The organism is Mesosutterella multiformis, assembly GCF_003402575.1.
Taxonomy (GTDB): Bacteria; Pseudomonadota; Gammaproteobacteria; order Burkholderiales; family Burkholderiaceae_F; genus Mesosutterella; species Mesosutterella multiformis.
This window is the reverse complement of the sequence record NZ_BGZJ01000001.1, coordinates 1-13,836: the sequence shown is the minus strand read 5'-3', so window position 1 is coordinate 13,836 and position 13,836 is coordinate 1. Positions and strand designations below refer to the sequence as shown.

General features: G+C 53.9%; 12 protein-coding genes, 1 tRNA gene and 1 pseudogene. 7 read left to right on the top strand and 7 right to left on the bottom strand.

Translation table 11 applies throughout. The features are described 5' to 3' along the window. Positions 1-122: 122 nt before the first annotated feature. Positions 123-199, bottom strand: a tRNA-Arg gene (locus M4NBBH2_RS00060). Between the two features lie 379 nt (positions 200-578). Between M4NBBH2_RS00060 and M4NBBH2_RS00055 the strand changes: the two genes are divergently transcribed. Continuing rightward, on the top strand, positions 579-1,490 hold the full coding sequence (locus M4NBBH2_RS00055; RefSeq protein WP_116269208.1) for a manganese-dependent inorganic pyrophosphatase: 912 nt from the start codon (positions 579-581) through the stop codon (positions 1,488-1,490). 77 nt (positions 1,491-1,567) lie between these two features. On the opposite strand, the gene M4NBBH2_RS00050 is transcribed toward M4NBBH2_RS00055, so the two are convergent. The 3 genes from M4NBBH2_RS00050 to M4NBBH2_RS00040 all read right to left on the bottom strand — a co-directional run bounded on the left by M4NBBH2_RS00050 (position 1,568) and on the right by M4NBBH2_RS00040 (position 4,562). After that, positions 1,568-2,650, bottom strand: a complete 1,083-nt coding sequence (locus M4NBBH2_RS00050) for a pseudouridine synthase (protein ID WP_116269207.1) — start codon at positions 2,648-2,650, stop codon at positions 1,568-1,570. A gap of 190 nt (positions 2,651-2,840) precedes the next feature. Next, positions 2,841-3,740, bottom strand: coding sequence for a LysR family transcriptional regulator (locus tag M4NBBH2_RS00045; protein ID WP_116269206.1), 900 nt, complete (start codon positions 3,738-3,740; stop codon positions 2,841-2,843). Positions 3,741-3,806: 66 nt separating this feature from the next. Then, a complete protein-coding gene (locus tag M4NBBH2_RS00040) occupies positions 3,807-4,562 on the bottom strand; it encodes an endonuclease (RefSeq protein ID WP_116269205.1) in 756 nt (251 codons plus the stop codon). 188 nt (positions 4,563-4,750) lie between these two features. Here M4NBBH2_RS00040 and M4NBBH2_RS00035 point away from each other — a divergent pair, with 188 nt between their 5' ends. The 3 genes from M4NBBH2_RS00035 to iadA all read left to right on the top strand — a co-directional run bounded on the left by M4NBBH2_RS00035 (position 4,751) and on the right by iadA (position 8,667). Further along, the gene (locus tag M4NBBH2_RS00035) at positions 4,751-5,878 is read left to right on the top strand and encodes an alanine racemase (RefSeq protein ID WP_116269204.1); all 1,128 of its coding nucleotides are present in this window, start codon (positions 4,751-4,753) and stop codon (positions 5,876-5,878) included. 203 nt (positions 5,879-6,081) lie between these two features. After that, positions 6,082-7,449 carry a C4-dicarboxylate transporter DcuC gene (gene dcuC / locus M4NBBH2_RS00030; RefSeq protein ID WP_116269203.1) on the top strand — a complete coding sequence of 456 codons (1,368 nt, stop codon included), beginning with the start codon at positions 6,082-6,084 and terminating at the stop codon, positions 7,447-7,449. Between the two features lie 66 nt (positions 7,450-7,515). After that, positions 7,516-8,667: a beta-aspartyl-peptidase gene (gene iadA / locus M4NBBH2_RS00025; RefSeq protein ID WP_116269202.1), complete on the top strand. Its 1,152-nt coding sequence runs from the start codon at positions 7,516-7,518 to the stop codon at positions 8,665-8,667. A gap of 65 nt (positions 8,668-8,732) precedes the next feature. On the opposite strand, the gene M4NBBH2_RS00020 is transcribed toward iadA, so the two are convergent. The 3 genes and pseudogenes from M4NBBH2_RS00020 to M4NBBH2_RS00010 form a co-directional block, all read right to left on the bottom strand. Continuing rightward, positions 8,733-9,287 carry a phosphatase PAP2 family protein gene (locus tag M4NBBH2_RS00020; RefSeq protein WP_170135086.1) on the bottom strand — a complete coding sequence of 185 codons (555 nt, stop codon included), beginning with the start codon at positions 9,285-9,287 and terminating at the stop codon, positions 8,733-8,735. Between the two features lie 83 nt (positions 9,288-9,370). Continuing rightward, a complete protein-coding gene (locus tag M4NBBH2_RS00015) occupies positions 9,371-10,084 on the bottom strand; it encodes a phosphatase PAP2 family protein (protein WP_160117852.1) in 714 nt (237 codons plus the stop codon). 699 nt (positions 10,085-10,783) lie between these two features. Then, positions 10,784-11,784: pseudogene (locus M4NBBH2_RS00010) on the bottom strand (IS30 family transposase). A gap of 472 nt (positions 11,785-12,256) precedes the next feature. Between M4NBBH2_RS00010 and M4NBBH2_RS11985 the strand changes: the two are divergent. The 3 genes from M4NBBH2_RS11985 (at position 12,257) to M4NBBH2_RS12170 (ending at position 13,668) form a co-directional block, all read left to right on the top strand. Then, entirely contained in the window at positions 12,257-12,595 is a 339-nt protein-coding gene (locus tag M4NBBH2_RS11985) for an amino acid permease (RefSeq protein WP_238691356.1), read from the top strand. Positions 12,596-12,700: 105 nt separating this feature from the next. Further along, on the top strand, positions 12,701-13,195 hold the full coding sequence (locus M4NBBH2_RS12175) for an amino acid permease (RefSeq protein WP_269148208.1): 495 nt from the start codon (positions 12,701-12,703) through the stop codon (positions 13,193-13,195). Then, the gene (locus tag M4NBBH2_RS12170) at positions 13,138-13,668 is read left to right on the top strand and encodes an APC family permease (protein WP_269148207.1); all 531 of its coding nucleotides are present in this window, start codon (positions 13,138-13,140) and stop codon (positions 13,666-13,668) included. Before M4NBBH2_RS12175 ends, M4NBBH2_RS12170 begins: the two co-directional genes overlap by 58 nt. Positions 13,669-13,836: the final 168 nt, after the last annotated feature.

The window sequence follows — 13,836 nt, the reverse complement described above, 5'->3', positions numbered from 1 at the left end:
GTGGATCAGCCTTATATTTTTTCTGGGTTCAGCAAAGGCGGAAAGTTAGTTTGAAAGAAGAAATGCTTCGGGCATGAAAAAATCCCAGACAGCGGAACTATCTGGGATTTCTTGAATTCGTTTGGTGCGCCCGGTAGGATTCGAACCCGCGCCCCCCTGGTTCGTAGCCAGGTGCTCTATCCAACTGAGCTACGGGCGCAACTCAGAACTGAAATATTACACATGAAAATTAAAAAAGGCAAATTTTTTTGATGCCGTTTTTTGATTTAACGTCTTCATTATTGATTTAATTAGAAAGTGCGCTTCAGAAGGATGCCTCTGTTCCGCCAGAGTAATGAATGAGGTCAAGGTGGGATAACCCATTCATGCGTCACGCCTTATAAGAGCGGCAGGGGACGTGAGGATCGCAGGTATCCATCAGTTTTCTGAAACAATTCAGAGCTCACGCCGACTTCAATACGGGGCTATCCTTCATGACACAAGCCGGGCGGTGTTGTACTATTCTTCAATTACACACTGCAAACAGGGGACGCGTCCGACTGTCCCCAGTCCCCATCTTTTTTCGAGGTTAGTTAGTCATGACCGCTTTGGTTCTAGGCCACAAGAATCCGGATACCGATTCCATCGTTTCTGCACTGTCCGCCACGTATCTCTACCGCGCCCGCGGCATTGATGCTGTTTCCGGCGCTCAGGGTGATCCTTCTCCTGAAACCGCTTTCGTGTTGAAGCGCTTCGGTCTCAAGGCTCCGGAAGTGGTGCATTCGGTCGAAGGCCGCGAGGTTTATCTCGTCGACTACTCCGATCTTGCTCAGGCTCCGGACGACTTCCCGAAGTGCCGTCTCCTCGGCATCATCGATCACCATAAACTTGGCGACGTGACGAGCGACTACCCGCTCGAATGCTGGATTCAGCCGGTCGGCTGCAGCAACACGATCGTGAAGCTGATGTACGACTACTACAAGGTTGAAGTGCCGAAGGATATCGCCGGTGCCATGCTCTGCGCGATTCTTTCTGACACGGTGCTGTTCCGCAGCCCGACCTGCACACCGACGGATATCCGCGCCGCGAAGGAACTCGCCGCTATCGCTGGTGTTGACGACATCGAGGCGCTCGGTATTGAGATGTTCAAGGCCGGCAGCAACCTCGACGCCTCCCCGCGCGACCTCGTGTTCCGCGACTATAAGGACTTCGATATGAACGGCAAGAAGGTCGGTATCGGCCAGCTTTCCCTCATTTCGCTTGATCTCATCACGCCGGAACTGAAGGCCCAGCTCGCAGCCGAACTGAAGGAAGTGAAGGCTGAAGGCCGCGACACCGTTCTCCTCGTTTTGACGGACATCATGAAGGAAGGTTCCGAGCTTCTGATGGAGTCTGACGACGCCGATATTGTCCGCGGCGCTCTGAAGCCTGACGCGAACGGCTGGATGGCTGGTGTCATGAGCCGCAAGAAGCAGGTTGTTCCGCCGCTTCAGCTCGCCTTCAAGGCTTAATCAGCGATCCTTATACAGGTAGTCTGATTCCATCCCGCAGGGTTTAGGCTCTGCGGGATTTTTTCGGCGCTTGGTTCTCAGAGAAGAGAACTGAATCCGGAATCTATCCTCACTGTGACGGGTTTTCCGTCAGATACCCGAGGGAAGGTCAGTTCCTCGAGGTGCAGATAAAGCCTTGGTTCTCTGAGCTCGAAGAGCCCCCGTTTCCCATAGAGTGCGTCCCCGAGGATCGGGCACCCGAACCCCAGTGCCATATGGATCCGGAGCTGGTGCGTGCGCCCGGTCTCAGGATGCAGTCGGACGAGGGTACGGGCGAACCCACGGTGTTCACTCACCGCGATGATCTCCGCTGCTGATTTCGCGCTTTTTCCCCGGTTGGATTCCGAGAGCACGATCTGGCGCGGAAGATCGAACGGATCTCCCCCGAGAGGAAGCCGGAGAGTCTCCACACTGCCTGCGATTCCTGTTTCGCCCTCGAGAATCGCGGTATAGGTTTTCCGGGTCAGCCGTGAAGCAAAAGCGTCAGAGAGGCTTGCTGCCGCCGCGGCGTTTTTGGCGAAGAGCAATACACCTGATGTTCCCTGATCAAGTCGGTGAACGGTGTAAAGCGGACCGGTTTTTTCTTCAAGAACCGACTTCATGTTGACCGGCTCAAGGATCCCCGGGACTGACGGAATACCTGAGGGCTTCAGGATCGCAATCGAATCCTGATCCTCGTACAGCACCTCGAAGTCTGGATTTTTCCCGAGACTGAATGGGATTCTCGGAGCCTGCTCGACCTCCGGCATCAGAGAGGCTATGAGTGGACGCGTAAATGTCCGGACCGAATAGGGCGCGCCAACCGTTCGGGCTTCAAATGAGAACGGCGTTCCTGCCCGTGTTTCAAGGAGCTCAACCGGACGCCAATCGCAGAAGTGTTCTCTCCAGGTATTGATGACGGACACAGGAGCGCTCTGGAGCTCCCGCAGGATAGCGCCGCGCCAGAGATTCCGATTCCTTCCCGGCTTAGAAGCCCAGGCGGGAGCGGAGTGCTCGAAAAAGCGGGATAAATCAACTCTGCGTCCACCCGCGGTCTCCACCGGAGTCTCTGGGTTCAGGCGTTCCCCGGATTCCTCAAGATTCCGATAAAAGGAGCTCCATGAGATTTCAGCAGGCGGCATTCCGGCACTCCCCGGGAACCTCTCGTCTGAAAGCGCCGTGAGAATACGGGTGCTCCCATCCTTTTCAAGCAGAAGCCCGGCCCCCGCATTGGATGGCTGACCGTGTGGGCAAGTTTCTGAAGCTGCGCCGCGAGTTCAGGAGTCGGGGGAACCGATTCCGGCATTCGGAAAGGCTTCGAGAAGTTATCCGTCATGAGGCGATTCCTCTCTGCTTAAGCCAGGGAACCAGAAAGCGAAGAAAAGACCGGGCCGGGGAGGCGAGGCGGTTTCCGGCGTAATACGCGTAACCAGAACTCGGCATTGTGAGATCCGGCAGGATCTGCGTCAGTTTCCCGGACTGAAGGGCGTCAGACACCGCCCAGCGGCTTCTCAGAATAACGCCGAGACCAGCCTCAGCCCATCGGGTTGCGGTTTCACTTGAATTTGTGCGGAGTGATGAATGAAAGCGGATTCGGACAGCGCCGTTTTTTCCTTTCAGCTCCCAGATGTTTCCGGGTAGGCGGTCCTCATCGATTGAAATGGCAGGGAGCTTCGCGAGATCCGCAGGTGATGTGACGGAGCTTCCGGTTTTCTGAAGCAGGGAGGGAGACGCGCAAAGGATACGGTCATTCCGGAAGAGGCGCTTGGCGTGAAAACGGCTCTCGGGGAGCTCTCCGATATGAATGACCAGATCGAGCCCGGACTGTACCGGATCGAGAGGAGGATCGGAGAGGAGGAGGGTGAGTTCGATTTCAGGATTCGCGGCGGCAAATTCCGCTGCCGCGAGGCTGAGAACCCGTTCCCCGAACCCCCAGCTGCAGTTGATGTGAAGCTTTCCTTTCAGAGTGCCTCGCGCTGACGTCACAGCGTCTTCAAGAGCGGCAATCCGTTCCAGAATGTCGTCCGCGCCCGCGAGAAACCGCTTTCCTTCCCCGGTAAGCGCCATCCCGCGAGTATTGCGGAGCACCAGGGGGCAGCCTAACCGGGTTTCCATCGCGGCGAGCCGGCGTGACACAGCGCCGGCGGTCAGTCCGAGACGGCGCGCTGCCTCAGAAAGACTTCCGCTTTTCGCGATTGCGGAGAAGAGTTCAAGATCAGTTGCCCGGCTCAAACCGAAACCCTCCTGGAAGAGACCTTCCGGAGGTGTGGCACTCCGGAAAGCCGTGACAAGTAATGTTTATTTTGCGGGCTTTCTGCACGCTGCCTGCGTGAAGGGATTCACATTCCCCTGAATCGCCGCGATGCGGCTCGCCCTCTCACACTCCCAGGCTGTTGCCGGGAACGTCTTATCCCAGGCGTTCATCAGCTGACGGGTCTGGTTACTCATCCGGTACTTCGAGTAGGCCCACTCCATGTACTTATACGTGCGGGCGACGAGCCCCTTCACGGCGTCCGGCGGTTCCGCCTTCCGGTCCTCAATCTTCATAGGGCACGTACCGAAGGTGTTCGGGGTCCCTTTCGCGAACTGCGTGTAGTCGTAGTTCTGCCGCGCGGCATTGACGGAGCCGATTGCGGGGTAGAGGTTATACATATCCGCCTGCATCAGGCGGTACTCCGCGCTCGCGCGGTTTGCGCAGGCACGGCCCTTATAAGGCTTACCGTTTCCTTTTACGCATTCCGGCGCGCCTTCCCGCCATTCCGTGAAGGCCCTTCCGAAGTTTTCCGCCGGCAGAATATGTTCCCATTCAATTCGGTTTGCGCGTTTCGGGGATTTGGCCGCGATGAATCCCTTCGGCAGAATGACCTGCTTATCCGGCGTGAAAGACGCGCCGCAGTAAATCGTCGTACGGTGATCGTTGAAGACCTGATTGAGCAGAATCTTCTTCACCTGGGAAAAGCTTTCAAACTGGGTGTTCCCGCGGGGAGCGTCAGCAGCAGACGCGGCCGAAGCGGCAAAAATCAGAGCGGGAAGGAGCAGCAACACGCGTTTCATGAATTTTCAGTCCTAAAAAATCTGAAAAAACCGAAAAGAGAAGGCAGGAATAGGGTTGGAAAATCGGTCTTCCTGTTTCTTATCTTTGATTTTTTCTCAAAACTCTTTTGATTTTATGCGTGATTCAGACTATCGGGGTGGGGGAGAATAAAAAATAAATTTTCTTTTTCTTCCTCGAGGCCACGCCTATGAAGCTCACCGAGCTCGATACACCGTCGCTTTTGATTGATCGCGACAAACTTATCCGGAATATTGCCCGAGCCAAAGCATCCTGCGCGAAGCTCGGTGTGCATTGGCGTCCGCATCTGAAAACGCATAAGTGTCTGGAAATTGCCCGTCTCCAGATTGAGGACCCGACTGGTCCCGCCACAGTTTCCACCCTGAAAGAGGCGGAATTTTTTGCCTCCAACGGAATCACAGATCTGATTTACGCGGTCGGAATCGCCCCGCATAAACTGCCCCGCGTTGATCGGATTAATAAGTCTGGGGCTGACTGCAAGATCATTCTCGACAGCGTTGAGGCGGCCGATGCCGTGAGCCGCTATGCGCGGACAGCTGGCACCAGTTTTCGGGTACTGATTGAAATTGACTGCGATGGACATCGTTCCGGCCTGAAACCGGGAAGCCCTGAAATTCTTGAGGTAGCCCGACATCTGAAAGATGGCGCGGCGCTTGTCGGCGTCCTGACACACGCGGGCGGCAGCTATTCGGCGCACGGGGACGCCGAGCTGAAGGCCGCGGCCGAGAATGAAGTGACTGCAATTACCCGAGTCGCGGATGACCTTCGCGCTGCCGGTTTCCCGATTGAAATCGTGAGTGTCGGTTCCACCCCGACACTCTGCGCCGCGGAAAAGGCTCCTGGTGTCACGGAATATCGAAGCGGCGTCGGGACCATCTTTGATCTCTTTATGCATGGTGTGGGAGTTTGCGAGATCGGGGACATCGCTGAGTCCGTGCTGGTCTCTGTCATTGGCCGGCAGCAGGAGAAGGGCTGGCTGATTACGGATGGCGGGTGGCTCGCGATGAGCCGGGACCGCGGCACGGCTTCTCAGGCGGTTGACTGGGGTTACGGAGCGGTCTGCGATATCAATGGGAACCTGATCCCTGAGCTTTGGGTGGCGTCCGCGAACCAGGAGCACGGGATCATTGCCCGGCGTGACGGGAAACCGATTTCAGAATCGGATTTCCCTTTGGATACGCGTCTTCGCATTCTCCCAAATCACGCTTGCCCGACGGCGGCGGCTTTCGACCGCTATCACATCGTCGATCACGGAGAGGCTACGGAAGTCTGGCACCGAATCAATAATTGGGAGTAGACTTTAAGCGGTATTACGCTGAGGCGTGCATATAACGTCATCTCTAAAAAATGCTGAAGAATTCAATTCAGCTCACGCCTCCGCGAGGTTGTCCGTCAGGATAAACCTAATCTTCTGTTCCCTAACCACCAGGATGGCAGAAGAAAACGGGCATCAGGGTCTGTGCCTCAAGAGTTATGCATCAACCACAAAGGAGATGAAGCATGCTAGGTGTCGTCATAACGCTCGCAGTGATTGCGGCGGTCGCGTGGTGTATTTTCAAAAACTATTACCCTCCAACCGTTCTTTTGATTGCAGGTCTTTTATTCCTTGCAGTTGCTGCGTGTTTTGGAGTTGATCCGGTGCCGGCAAAGGCATCCACTCATTTCCTTGGATTTGATTTTGCGCAGGCCTTCACTGATCGTATGAAGACACGCCTCCCCGGTCTGGGTCTCAACATCATGTGGATTGCAGGTTTCTCGTATTACATGGATAAGATCGGGGCATCCAAGGCTCTCGTGAAGCTTTGTGTGAAGCCGCTATCAGCGATCCGCTCGCCTTATCTGCTTCTTGCCGTGACCTATATCGTTGGTCAGTTTATGGCACTCTTCATTAACAGCGCAGTCGGTCTTGGATTGCTGCTGATGGCTTCGATTTTCCCGCTGCTTGTCGCGCTGGGGGTTTCTAAGACTTCCGCGGCTGCGGTGATTGGTTCGACCTGCTGTCTTGACCTTGGACCGTCATCCTCAAATGCGATGCGGGCGGCAGATCTCCTTAACACAGACGTCGTTACCTATTTTGTCCAGAATCAGATTCCGGTTGCACTCTGCGTGATCGCTGTAGTAGCAATCGGACATTTCTTTATTCAGCGTTGGTTTGATAAGAAGGATGGTATTGAAACAAGCGGAGCCGGGACTCAGGAAGATGTAGCAAAGGCATTTGAAGGAGCAGGTCCTGTCTGGTATTCAATCCTTCCGATGCTGCCCCTTGTTCTTCTGATTATTTTCAGCCCGATGGTCTATCAGCCTGTGAAACTCTCGCTTCAGACCGCCATCATTATTTCCATTCTTGTGTCTTTCGTAGTTGACCTCATCACAACCCGGGGTGTGAAGGATTCGATTGGAAGGACAAAGGCTGTATATGAAGGGATGGGCAAAGTATTTACATCAACTGTGGCCCTTATTTGCTGCGCTGAACTCTTCGCTTTTGGTATGACAAAGGTCGGCGGTATCACGACGATGATCAACGCCGCCGCATCAATGGAATCGGCAGGTGTCTGGGTGATGCTCTTCATCATGATTGCCATTATGGTCCTTGCGACTCTGGTCACAGGCTCAGGAAATGCAGCGTTCTTTGCATTTTCGCCGCTTCTTCCTCAGGCAGCGTCTTCTGTCGGCATGAGCGCGGCTGTGCTTGCCGTTCCTGTACAGCTGTCGGCGGGTATTGCCCGTACGATGTGCCCGATTGCGGGTGTCACCATTGCCGTGTCATCGATCGCTGGCATTACACCGTTCCAGCTCGTGCGCCGCACGATTCCGGTGATGGTGCTTGCCCTGATTACAAACATTGCGGCTTCAGCCGCCTTCCTCTGAACGGAACCCGGGCTGCCGTAAAAAATTCCGGCAGCCTGATCCCATTCTCTTTCTGACAGGAGTCAAATGATGAATGCAGTTCTGATTAGAAACGCCGAGGTATATGCGCCGGAACGTCTGGGGGTTCAGGACGTTCTGATGGTGAATGGCCGTTTTGCTGCGGTTGGGAAAGATCTCAACGTAGTAATGCCTGGACTGGAAACAATTGATGCAGCAGGGAAACTGCTGACGCCTGGATTCTTTGATCAGCATATTCACGTCACGGGAGGCGGCGGAGAAGGCGGTCCCGTGTCCAGAACACCGGAACTGGTGCTTTCGGAATTGGTTGCCTGTGGAACCACTTCTCTTGTTGGGGTATCAGGGACAGACTTTATTACCCGCTCAATTGAAAATCTGCTTGCCAAAATTCGTGCGCTGGCCGCAGAAGGGGTGTCCACATGGATGTATACGAGCAATTACCGCTTTCCTCCGACCACGATGAGCGGTGAGGCCGCAAAAGATATCTTTATGGTTCCGGAGTGTCTGGGAGTCAAGATTGCGCTTGGCGATCACCGCTCATCCTTCCCGACAGTTGATCAGGTTATTCAGCTACTGGCTGACATTCGTCTTGCCGGCATGATTTCCGGAAAAATCGGTGTATTGCATGTTCATTCCGGAAATCTTCATGGCGAATTTGAAATGTTTAAGGAAATAGTGGACCGCGGTTTCCCGATTCGCCATATTCGCCCGACTCATTGCGCAAGGGCAAAGTATGTGTTTGATTCCGCTGTGCAGTTTGCCAAAGCAGGCGGCTATATCGATATCACAACAGGCGGATCCTGCTGCTTCGACTCCCCGGCTGATGCCTTTATTGAAGCGGTTGGCGAAGGGGTTGACCCTGCCCGCATTACGATGAGCTCAGACGGTCATGGCTCCAAACCTCGTTTCAATGACAAGGGGGAAATGGTAGGGCTGGCTGTCTGCGGGATTGAATGTAATCTTGAAACTATTCAGAAGCTTGTCAGGGAAAAGGGGCAGAAGCTCGAGGATGTTCTTCCCTTTATCACCAAAAATGTTGCGGATTCGCATGGGCTATCTACGCAAGGTCGGGTGGCCGATGGAGCAACGGCAGATGCATTGCTTTTTGATGACAATCTTGAACTTACGGATGTTTTTGCCAAGGGGCGTCAGATGATGCGGAATCGCGAAATTATTGTTCGCGGTACTTTTGAAGAATAATTGGTTATCCCGAGCTTCCGATAAAAACAGCGTCCCGTTAGTGATTTTTCGGGGCGCTGTTTTATTCAGGCTTGTGTCAGTGCTTCCTCTCTGTTCGATCGGTTCCAGAGCCGCTTGAATGCGGGGATCAGGAGAAGGAGATGCCAGGTGCCATATCCAATCACGAGTCCCACGGCAACACCCCCCAGAACGTCTGTCGGGAAATGGGCAAAAAGCCAGAGCCGCGAAAAGGCGATCAGAAGCGCGACGGGAAGCGCCGCGAGAGCAATTTTGAATTCCCTGCTTGCGAGCAGAACGCCGAGCACCGTGAATGACACCGCCGTGTGACCGGAAGGAAATGAGAAAGAAGGCGGGCACGCCTGCAGCATAGAGACCCCTGTCTCAATGGCGCAGGGTCTCGGACGGGCAAAAAGAAACTTCAGAAGGCCGTTTGAAATAAAAAGATCCGCGAACAGACTGACGATGATCGCGATGCTTACCGGGCGGGTCTTTTTTGAGCATAAAAGCACCGCGGCGAGCGCGATCCAGATTTCTCCCGCGTTCCCGACCCGGGTCGCCGCCATCATGATGGAATCAAAAAATGTTCCATGAAGCGCCTGGAGTGAGAGGAGAAAAGACATTTCCGACATTTTGAAGCAAACCTCTTCCGGGGGCGGTTTCTGGGAAACCGTCCCTCTTATTAATTTTCGAACCGGATCAGCGTTCAGGCTTTCTGAGGAATCCGAATGAAGCGAGCCGCATGGCTGCGCTTTAACGAAGACGCGAGAAACGCGAGGTAGACCAGAGCGGAGAGACTCCAGTCAAGAAGGAACGTCGCCACATTGTGGCTCGGGAAGTGGTATCCCCGCATCATCTGAATGACACCGCAGACCGTTCCGAAGAGGATAGCGAAAAAGAGACCGGCGCGGGCAAGGGTCGGACGGCGACGTCTGAAAGCAAACCAGAAGGGGATCAGGCTGAAACCGGTTCCGGCAAAGCCTCCGGGCCAGCAGTTGCCAGGGGCTGAAAGGCTGAATCCAAAGTGAGGGGCAAGAATCGGATGCGTACCGCCGAAGAACGTCGTGGAAACCGGGCAGTAGACCCCGGTCATATCTTTCAGCACTGAGACTGTCCCGACGCAGACGAGTATTGCGGTAATAAGATAGCCCGCTTCAGTGACAGAAATCCGGGGGGAGATCTTGGCACGGTCTTTTACCGCGATCGCGATAACTCCCAAAGCTACGAACACCGTGAGCAGTTTTGCCCATTTATGGAAGAAAAGCAGCGCTGCGCTGTTCTGAAGCGGAAACGTTCCATCCGGCGCAAAGAAACGCTCCACCGCGAGGTCAATGGAGACCGGGTGAAGGATGATGAGCGCCGCGAGCAGCAGAGCCGGAATAATCGCTTCGGCTGCAGCGGAAAGAAAACGTCTTTTCACGGGATTCAGAGTGCCGACGGACGGAAGTCCGGCAGCAGATAAAGGGAGACAGTTAAAGTGTGTTCCCTGCCGTGTGAAACCCCCGTTCAAAGCGCGTCAAAACAGTGTGAAGAATAAGAGAGGAGAGAGCCAGATTCAAAACCGGCCGAGGGTCTTTTTGAAGACCAAGCTTCTGAGGGGGAAATGTGAACGGGGAGACAAATGAGGGAAAAAGAAATATCCCTCCTTCCATGAGGAGAACTTGCAGGGAAGGAGGGAAAAAGACCTCATCTCCGAGGAGAGAGTCACGGGATGAGGCTGTACGCACTCATGCTTCTACAGATGCCGGAGCAGTGTCTCCGGATTCGCCGTGATGCTTCCGCTGCAAGGACTTCGGGAAAATAGCGGAACCGGCTTCCGGCTGCTCCTAAACCCGCTTCGCGGAGAAGAGAAGAAGGAAGAAATGCTCTCGGGGTTTCTTCTTTTTCTTTTCTCTGCAATTCATACATTACGCCTTTTTAAAAATATTTATGTATCACCAAATAGGGATTCCAGGAAGAAATGCCGTAATTTATTCATCATGATGGAGGCTTCTGTCTTGGATTTACGGGTTTCTGTAAAAGCTCTATTTATTTATAGGTATCAATATTGCGGCAGGCGGCACAGAGCGTTTCGTATGGCGGTCAGGAGGAACGGTTCACGGTTTTATTCGGTGAATTATCAAATCAAGTGCAAAGTTACTGAATAAAAGACTTCAGCCGGACACTTCCAATTGAGACGTTTTCTGGGTCTGAAATTCAGAGCATTGAACCGTTTCTGAACTTCTGCCTGAGAAATTTTATCGATACTCATTCCTTTTGGGAAAAAGTCTCTAAGAAGTCCGTTTGTATTTTCATTACTTCCTTTCTCCCATGGATGATGAGGCAAGCAGAAATACACTTTGGTTCTGAGATCTTTCTCCAGTTTTTCAGCCCAGGAAAATTCTTTTCCGCGATCTACGGTAATCGTACGCAGATCCTTATCTGACAGAGATTTCTCAATTACGGCAGACACATCGGCCGCAGTCTTGGAAGCGGTTTTCCCGCCACAGAGAAAGCCGGACTTCCTATCGACCAGAGTCGTGAGGCAGGTTCCGCCCTTTTTTCCGATGACGGTATCGCCTTCCCAATCCCCCAGGCAAGATCTGTTCTGAGCTTCCAGGGTCGCTCTTCAATGCTGTGAGTGATCTGGATCTTTCCTCGCCTCTCGGTCATGCCTTTACGGTGACGCGTTTTACCGTGGTGTCGCAGGTGTCGGGACATCTTTCGGCCATCCACAAAGCGATCCAGAAAGCCAGAATTGATTCCTCGGTAGATTGTCGTGGCGCTGATCCTTAGATTCGGCAGCTCCTTTCTGAGACGGTATTGAATCTGCTCCGGAGACCAGAATTTCTTAACCAGCAGATTTGAGACAATCCTTGTCAGCAACGAGTCAGACTTCAGAATGTTTCTCTTTCCGCAATGCTTTCTCTGTCTCTGATATCGGGCCTGCGCGGCACAGGGATCATAGGCAGCTGAAGCCCCATCCTGGGCCGATACAGCCTTGTTTCGCTTCAGTTCGCGGGAGATCGTAGAAACATTTTTCCCAATCGCACATGCAATTTCAGACAGGGATTTGCCTGAAATCGTTAAAGCCGAAATAAATACTCTGTCCCGAAGAGTAAGATGATAATAGTGGCTCATGAGCTCCCTCTATAGTTATCTTGACAATCTCTATTATGGAAGCTTTATGGGCCACTATTCTTTTCTCAGGCTTTGCACTTGAAGTGATAATTCGCCTCAGAAAAAAACGTGAACGAAAGATAGCGTCGTTGAAATTTAAAAACGTTACTTGATGGTGATATCCGGAAAATGTCTGATGAAAACCCGAAAAGAGAGAAAGCGGGGGAAAGTCTCAGACGTTTTCCTTATCTCAGTCGACCGTGGTCAGAGAACGGCTTTGGAGCGCTCCTTCGAGTCACAGTGCCGCACTAACATGGAAGATGCCGGAGCCTCGGGGCTTCCTGCTTCCGCGGATTCGGCAGTCCATCCAATTTCACTCAATATAAAAAATAAATCCTATGACAGAAACCAGAATTGAGGCGTCAAGCCCCCAGGCCGGGGGTCTGAAACGCACATTCGGCATGCGGGAGGCGGTGACGATCACGGCGGCTCTGTGATCGGTGTCGGTCTCTTTACAACGGGTTCCAATGTTGTCGGCACGCTCGGGCCAGCGGTCATTCTTGCAACGCTCCTCGCGCTCGCGGTGAGTATTTATCCGGCGCTCCTATACGCGGAAATGGGAGCCGCGCTTCCTTACGCGGGCGGCACCTACCAGTTCGCATCTCTTGGTCTTGGACGTGCGGCCGGAATGCTCGCGGGCTGGAACTTCATCATTTCGCTTGTCGCAGTGACGGGGGCGAAGCGCTCGCTTTCAGTTACTACTTCCGAACGCTTTTCCTCGCGTTTGGCTACGACCTGCCGATATCCGACGTGGTGCTCGCCTCCATTGTGACGCGGGCTTCATTGTGGCCAATGTTTTCGGCGTGAAGCTCACCGGAAAACTGCAGAACGGCTTCATGTTTTCTTCTGGGGCGTCGCCTTCATCTGGTTCCTTACGATGATTCCGAATGTCCACCTGCCGTCCTTTGTGCGGGCTCCGGAATTCCTTCACGCGACAACACCTCTCGGATTCTTCTCCGCGACCTGCATGATCTGGTGGTGCTTTGCTGGGTTTGAGGCCTGCGTGGCGATGGGGGAAGAAATCAAATACCCGCATATCAATGTGCCGCGCGCGATGTTCCTCGCCCCGTTTGTCGTCTTTGCGGTGAACGCGCTTTTCCAGTGGTACCTCGTCGGCATCACGCCTCCGGATCAGATCGCATCGCTCGCGGATGCGGAAGCGCCGTTTGCCCAGGCGATGAAGGCGGCCGGGATCCTCGGGTTCCCTCTCGCGCTCCTTGCTGCCGGTATCGCCTTTGGCGGCGACTTCTCCACGCTGACGCCTCGATCTCGACGCCTCCCCGCTATCTCTTCACGATGGCGCGTGACGGCTCCATGCCGAAGGTCTTCGCGATCACGAGTAAGAAATATCAGACGCCGTATGTCGCGGTGATTGTGCTCGGTGTGCTGTCCGTAGCGCTGATTGCGACGAATTCGCTTGAAATACATCGCGTCGCTTCCCTTTTCGCCGACCTCTTCTACTACGTGCTTGGCATCATTGCCGCGCTTGCTCTTCGTAAGAAGCATCCGGAACTGAAGCGGAGCTACAAGCTCCGTGGATCAAGGTCGGGGGCTCCGGTGAGCGCGGTGATCTACGTGCTGATGATGACGCAGCTGGACGCGAACGCCTTCATCACTGGCGTGCTCTGGTGCGTGCTCGGTATCGCGATTTATCTTGTCTGCCGGTGGAAGTACGGCAAAGCCGGGGAATTCACGCTGGATCTCGCGGCGTCCGGTGCGGATGACGTACCGCCGCCTGAGGAAAAACGGGCGATGGATCGTGAGTACCTGATCTGGAAAGTGATTGTTTCAGCGTCCTGCGTGATCGCGGTTGTTCTCTATATCTTCCCGTTCTTCGTGAAGTAGCCGGGAAGAGAAGACTGTTATCCGCCAGGAAACAGCGCGCCCCTGTCTGAAAGCTTCAGGCAGGGGCGCTCTTCGTATCACGAGGATTACTTCAGTGTGTAGGATCTCGCCTTTGTGGAGCAGGGCGAACCTTCAGTCAGCCAGAGTGTCCGTTCGTCAAGATCGAGC

Bases quoted from the DNA above. Each gene is read 5' to 3' on its own strand.
- M4NBBH2_RS00055 (WP_116269208.1), top strand. From the start codon at position 579: ATGACCGCTTTGGTTCTAGGCCACAAGAATCCGGATACCGATTCCATC.
- M4NBBH2_RS00050 (WP_116269207.1), bottom strand. From the start codon at position 2,650: ATGCCGCCTGCTGAAATCTCATGGAGCTCCTTTTATCGGAATCTTGAG.
- M4NBBH2_RS00040 (WP_116269205.1), bottom strand. From the start codon at position 4,562: ATGAAACGCGTGTTGCTGCTCCTTCCCGCTCTGATTTTTGCCGCTTCG.
- M4NBBH2_RS00035 (WP_116269204.1), top strand. From the start codon at position 4,751: ATGAAGCTCACCGAGCTCGATACACCGTCGCTTTTGATTGATCGCGAC.
- dcuC (WP_116269203.1), top strand. From the start codon at position 6,082: ATGCTAGGTGTCGTCATAACGCTCGCAGTGATTGCGGCGGTCGCGTGG.
- iadA (WP_116269202.1), top strand. From the start codon at position 7,516: ATGATGAATGCAGTTCTGATTAGAAACGCCGAGGTATATGCGCCGGAA.
- M4NBBH2_RS00020 (WP_170135086.1), bottom strand. From the start codon at position 9,287: ATGTCTTTTCTCCTCTCACTCCAGGCGCTTCATGGAACATTTTTTGAT.
- M4NBBH2_RS12175 (WP_269148208.1), top strand. From the start codon at position 12,701: ATGATTCCGAATGTCCACCTGCCGTCCTTTGTGCGGGCTCCGGAATTC.
- M4NBBH2_RS12170 (WP_269148207.1), top strand. From the start codon at position 13,138: ATGCCGAAGGTCTTCGCGATCACGAGTAAGAAATATCAGACGCCGTAT.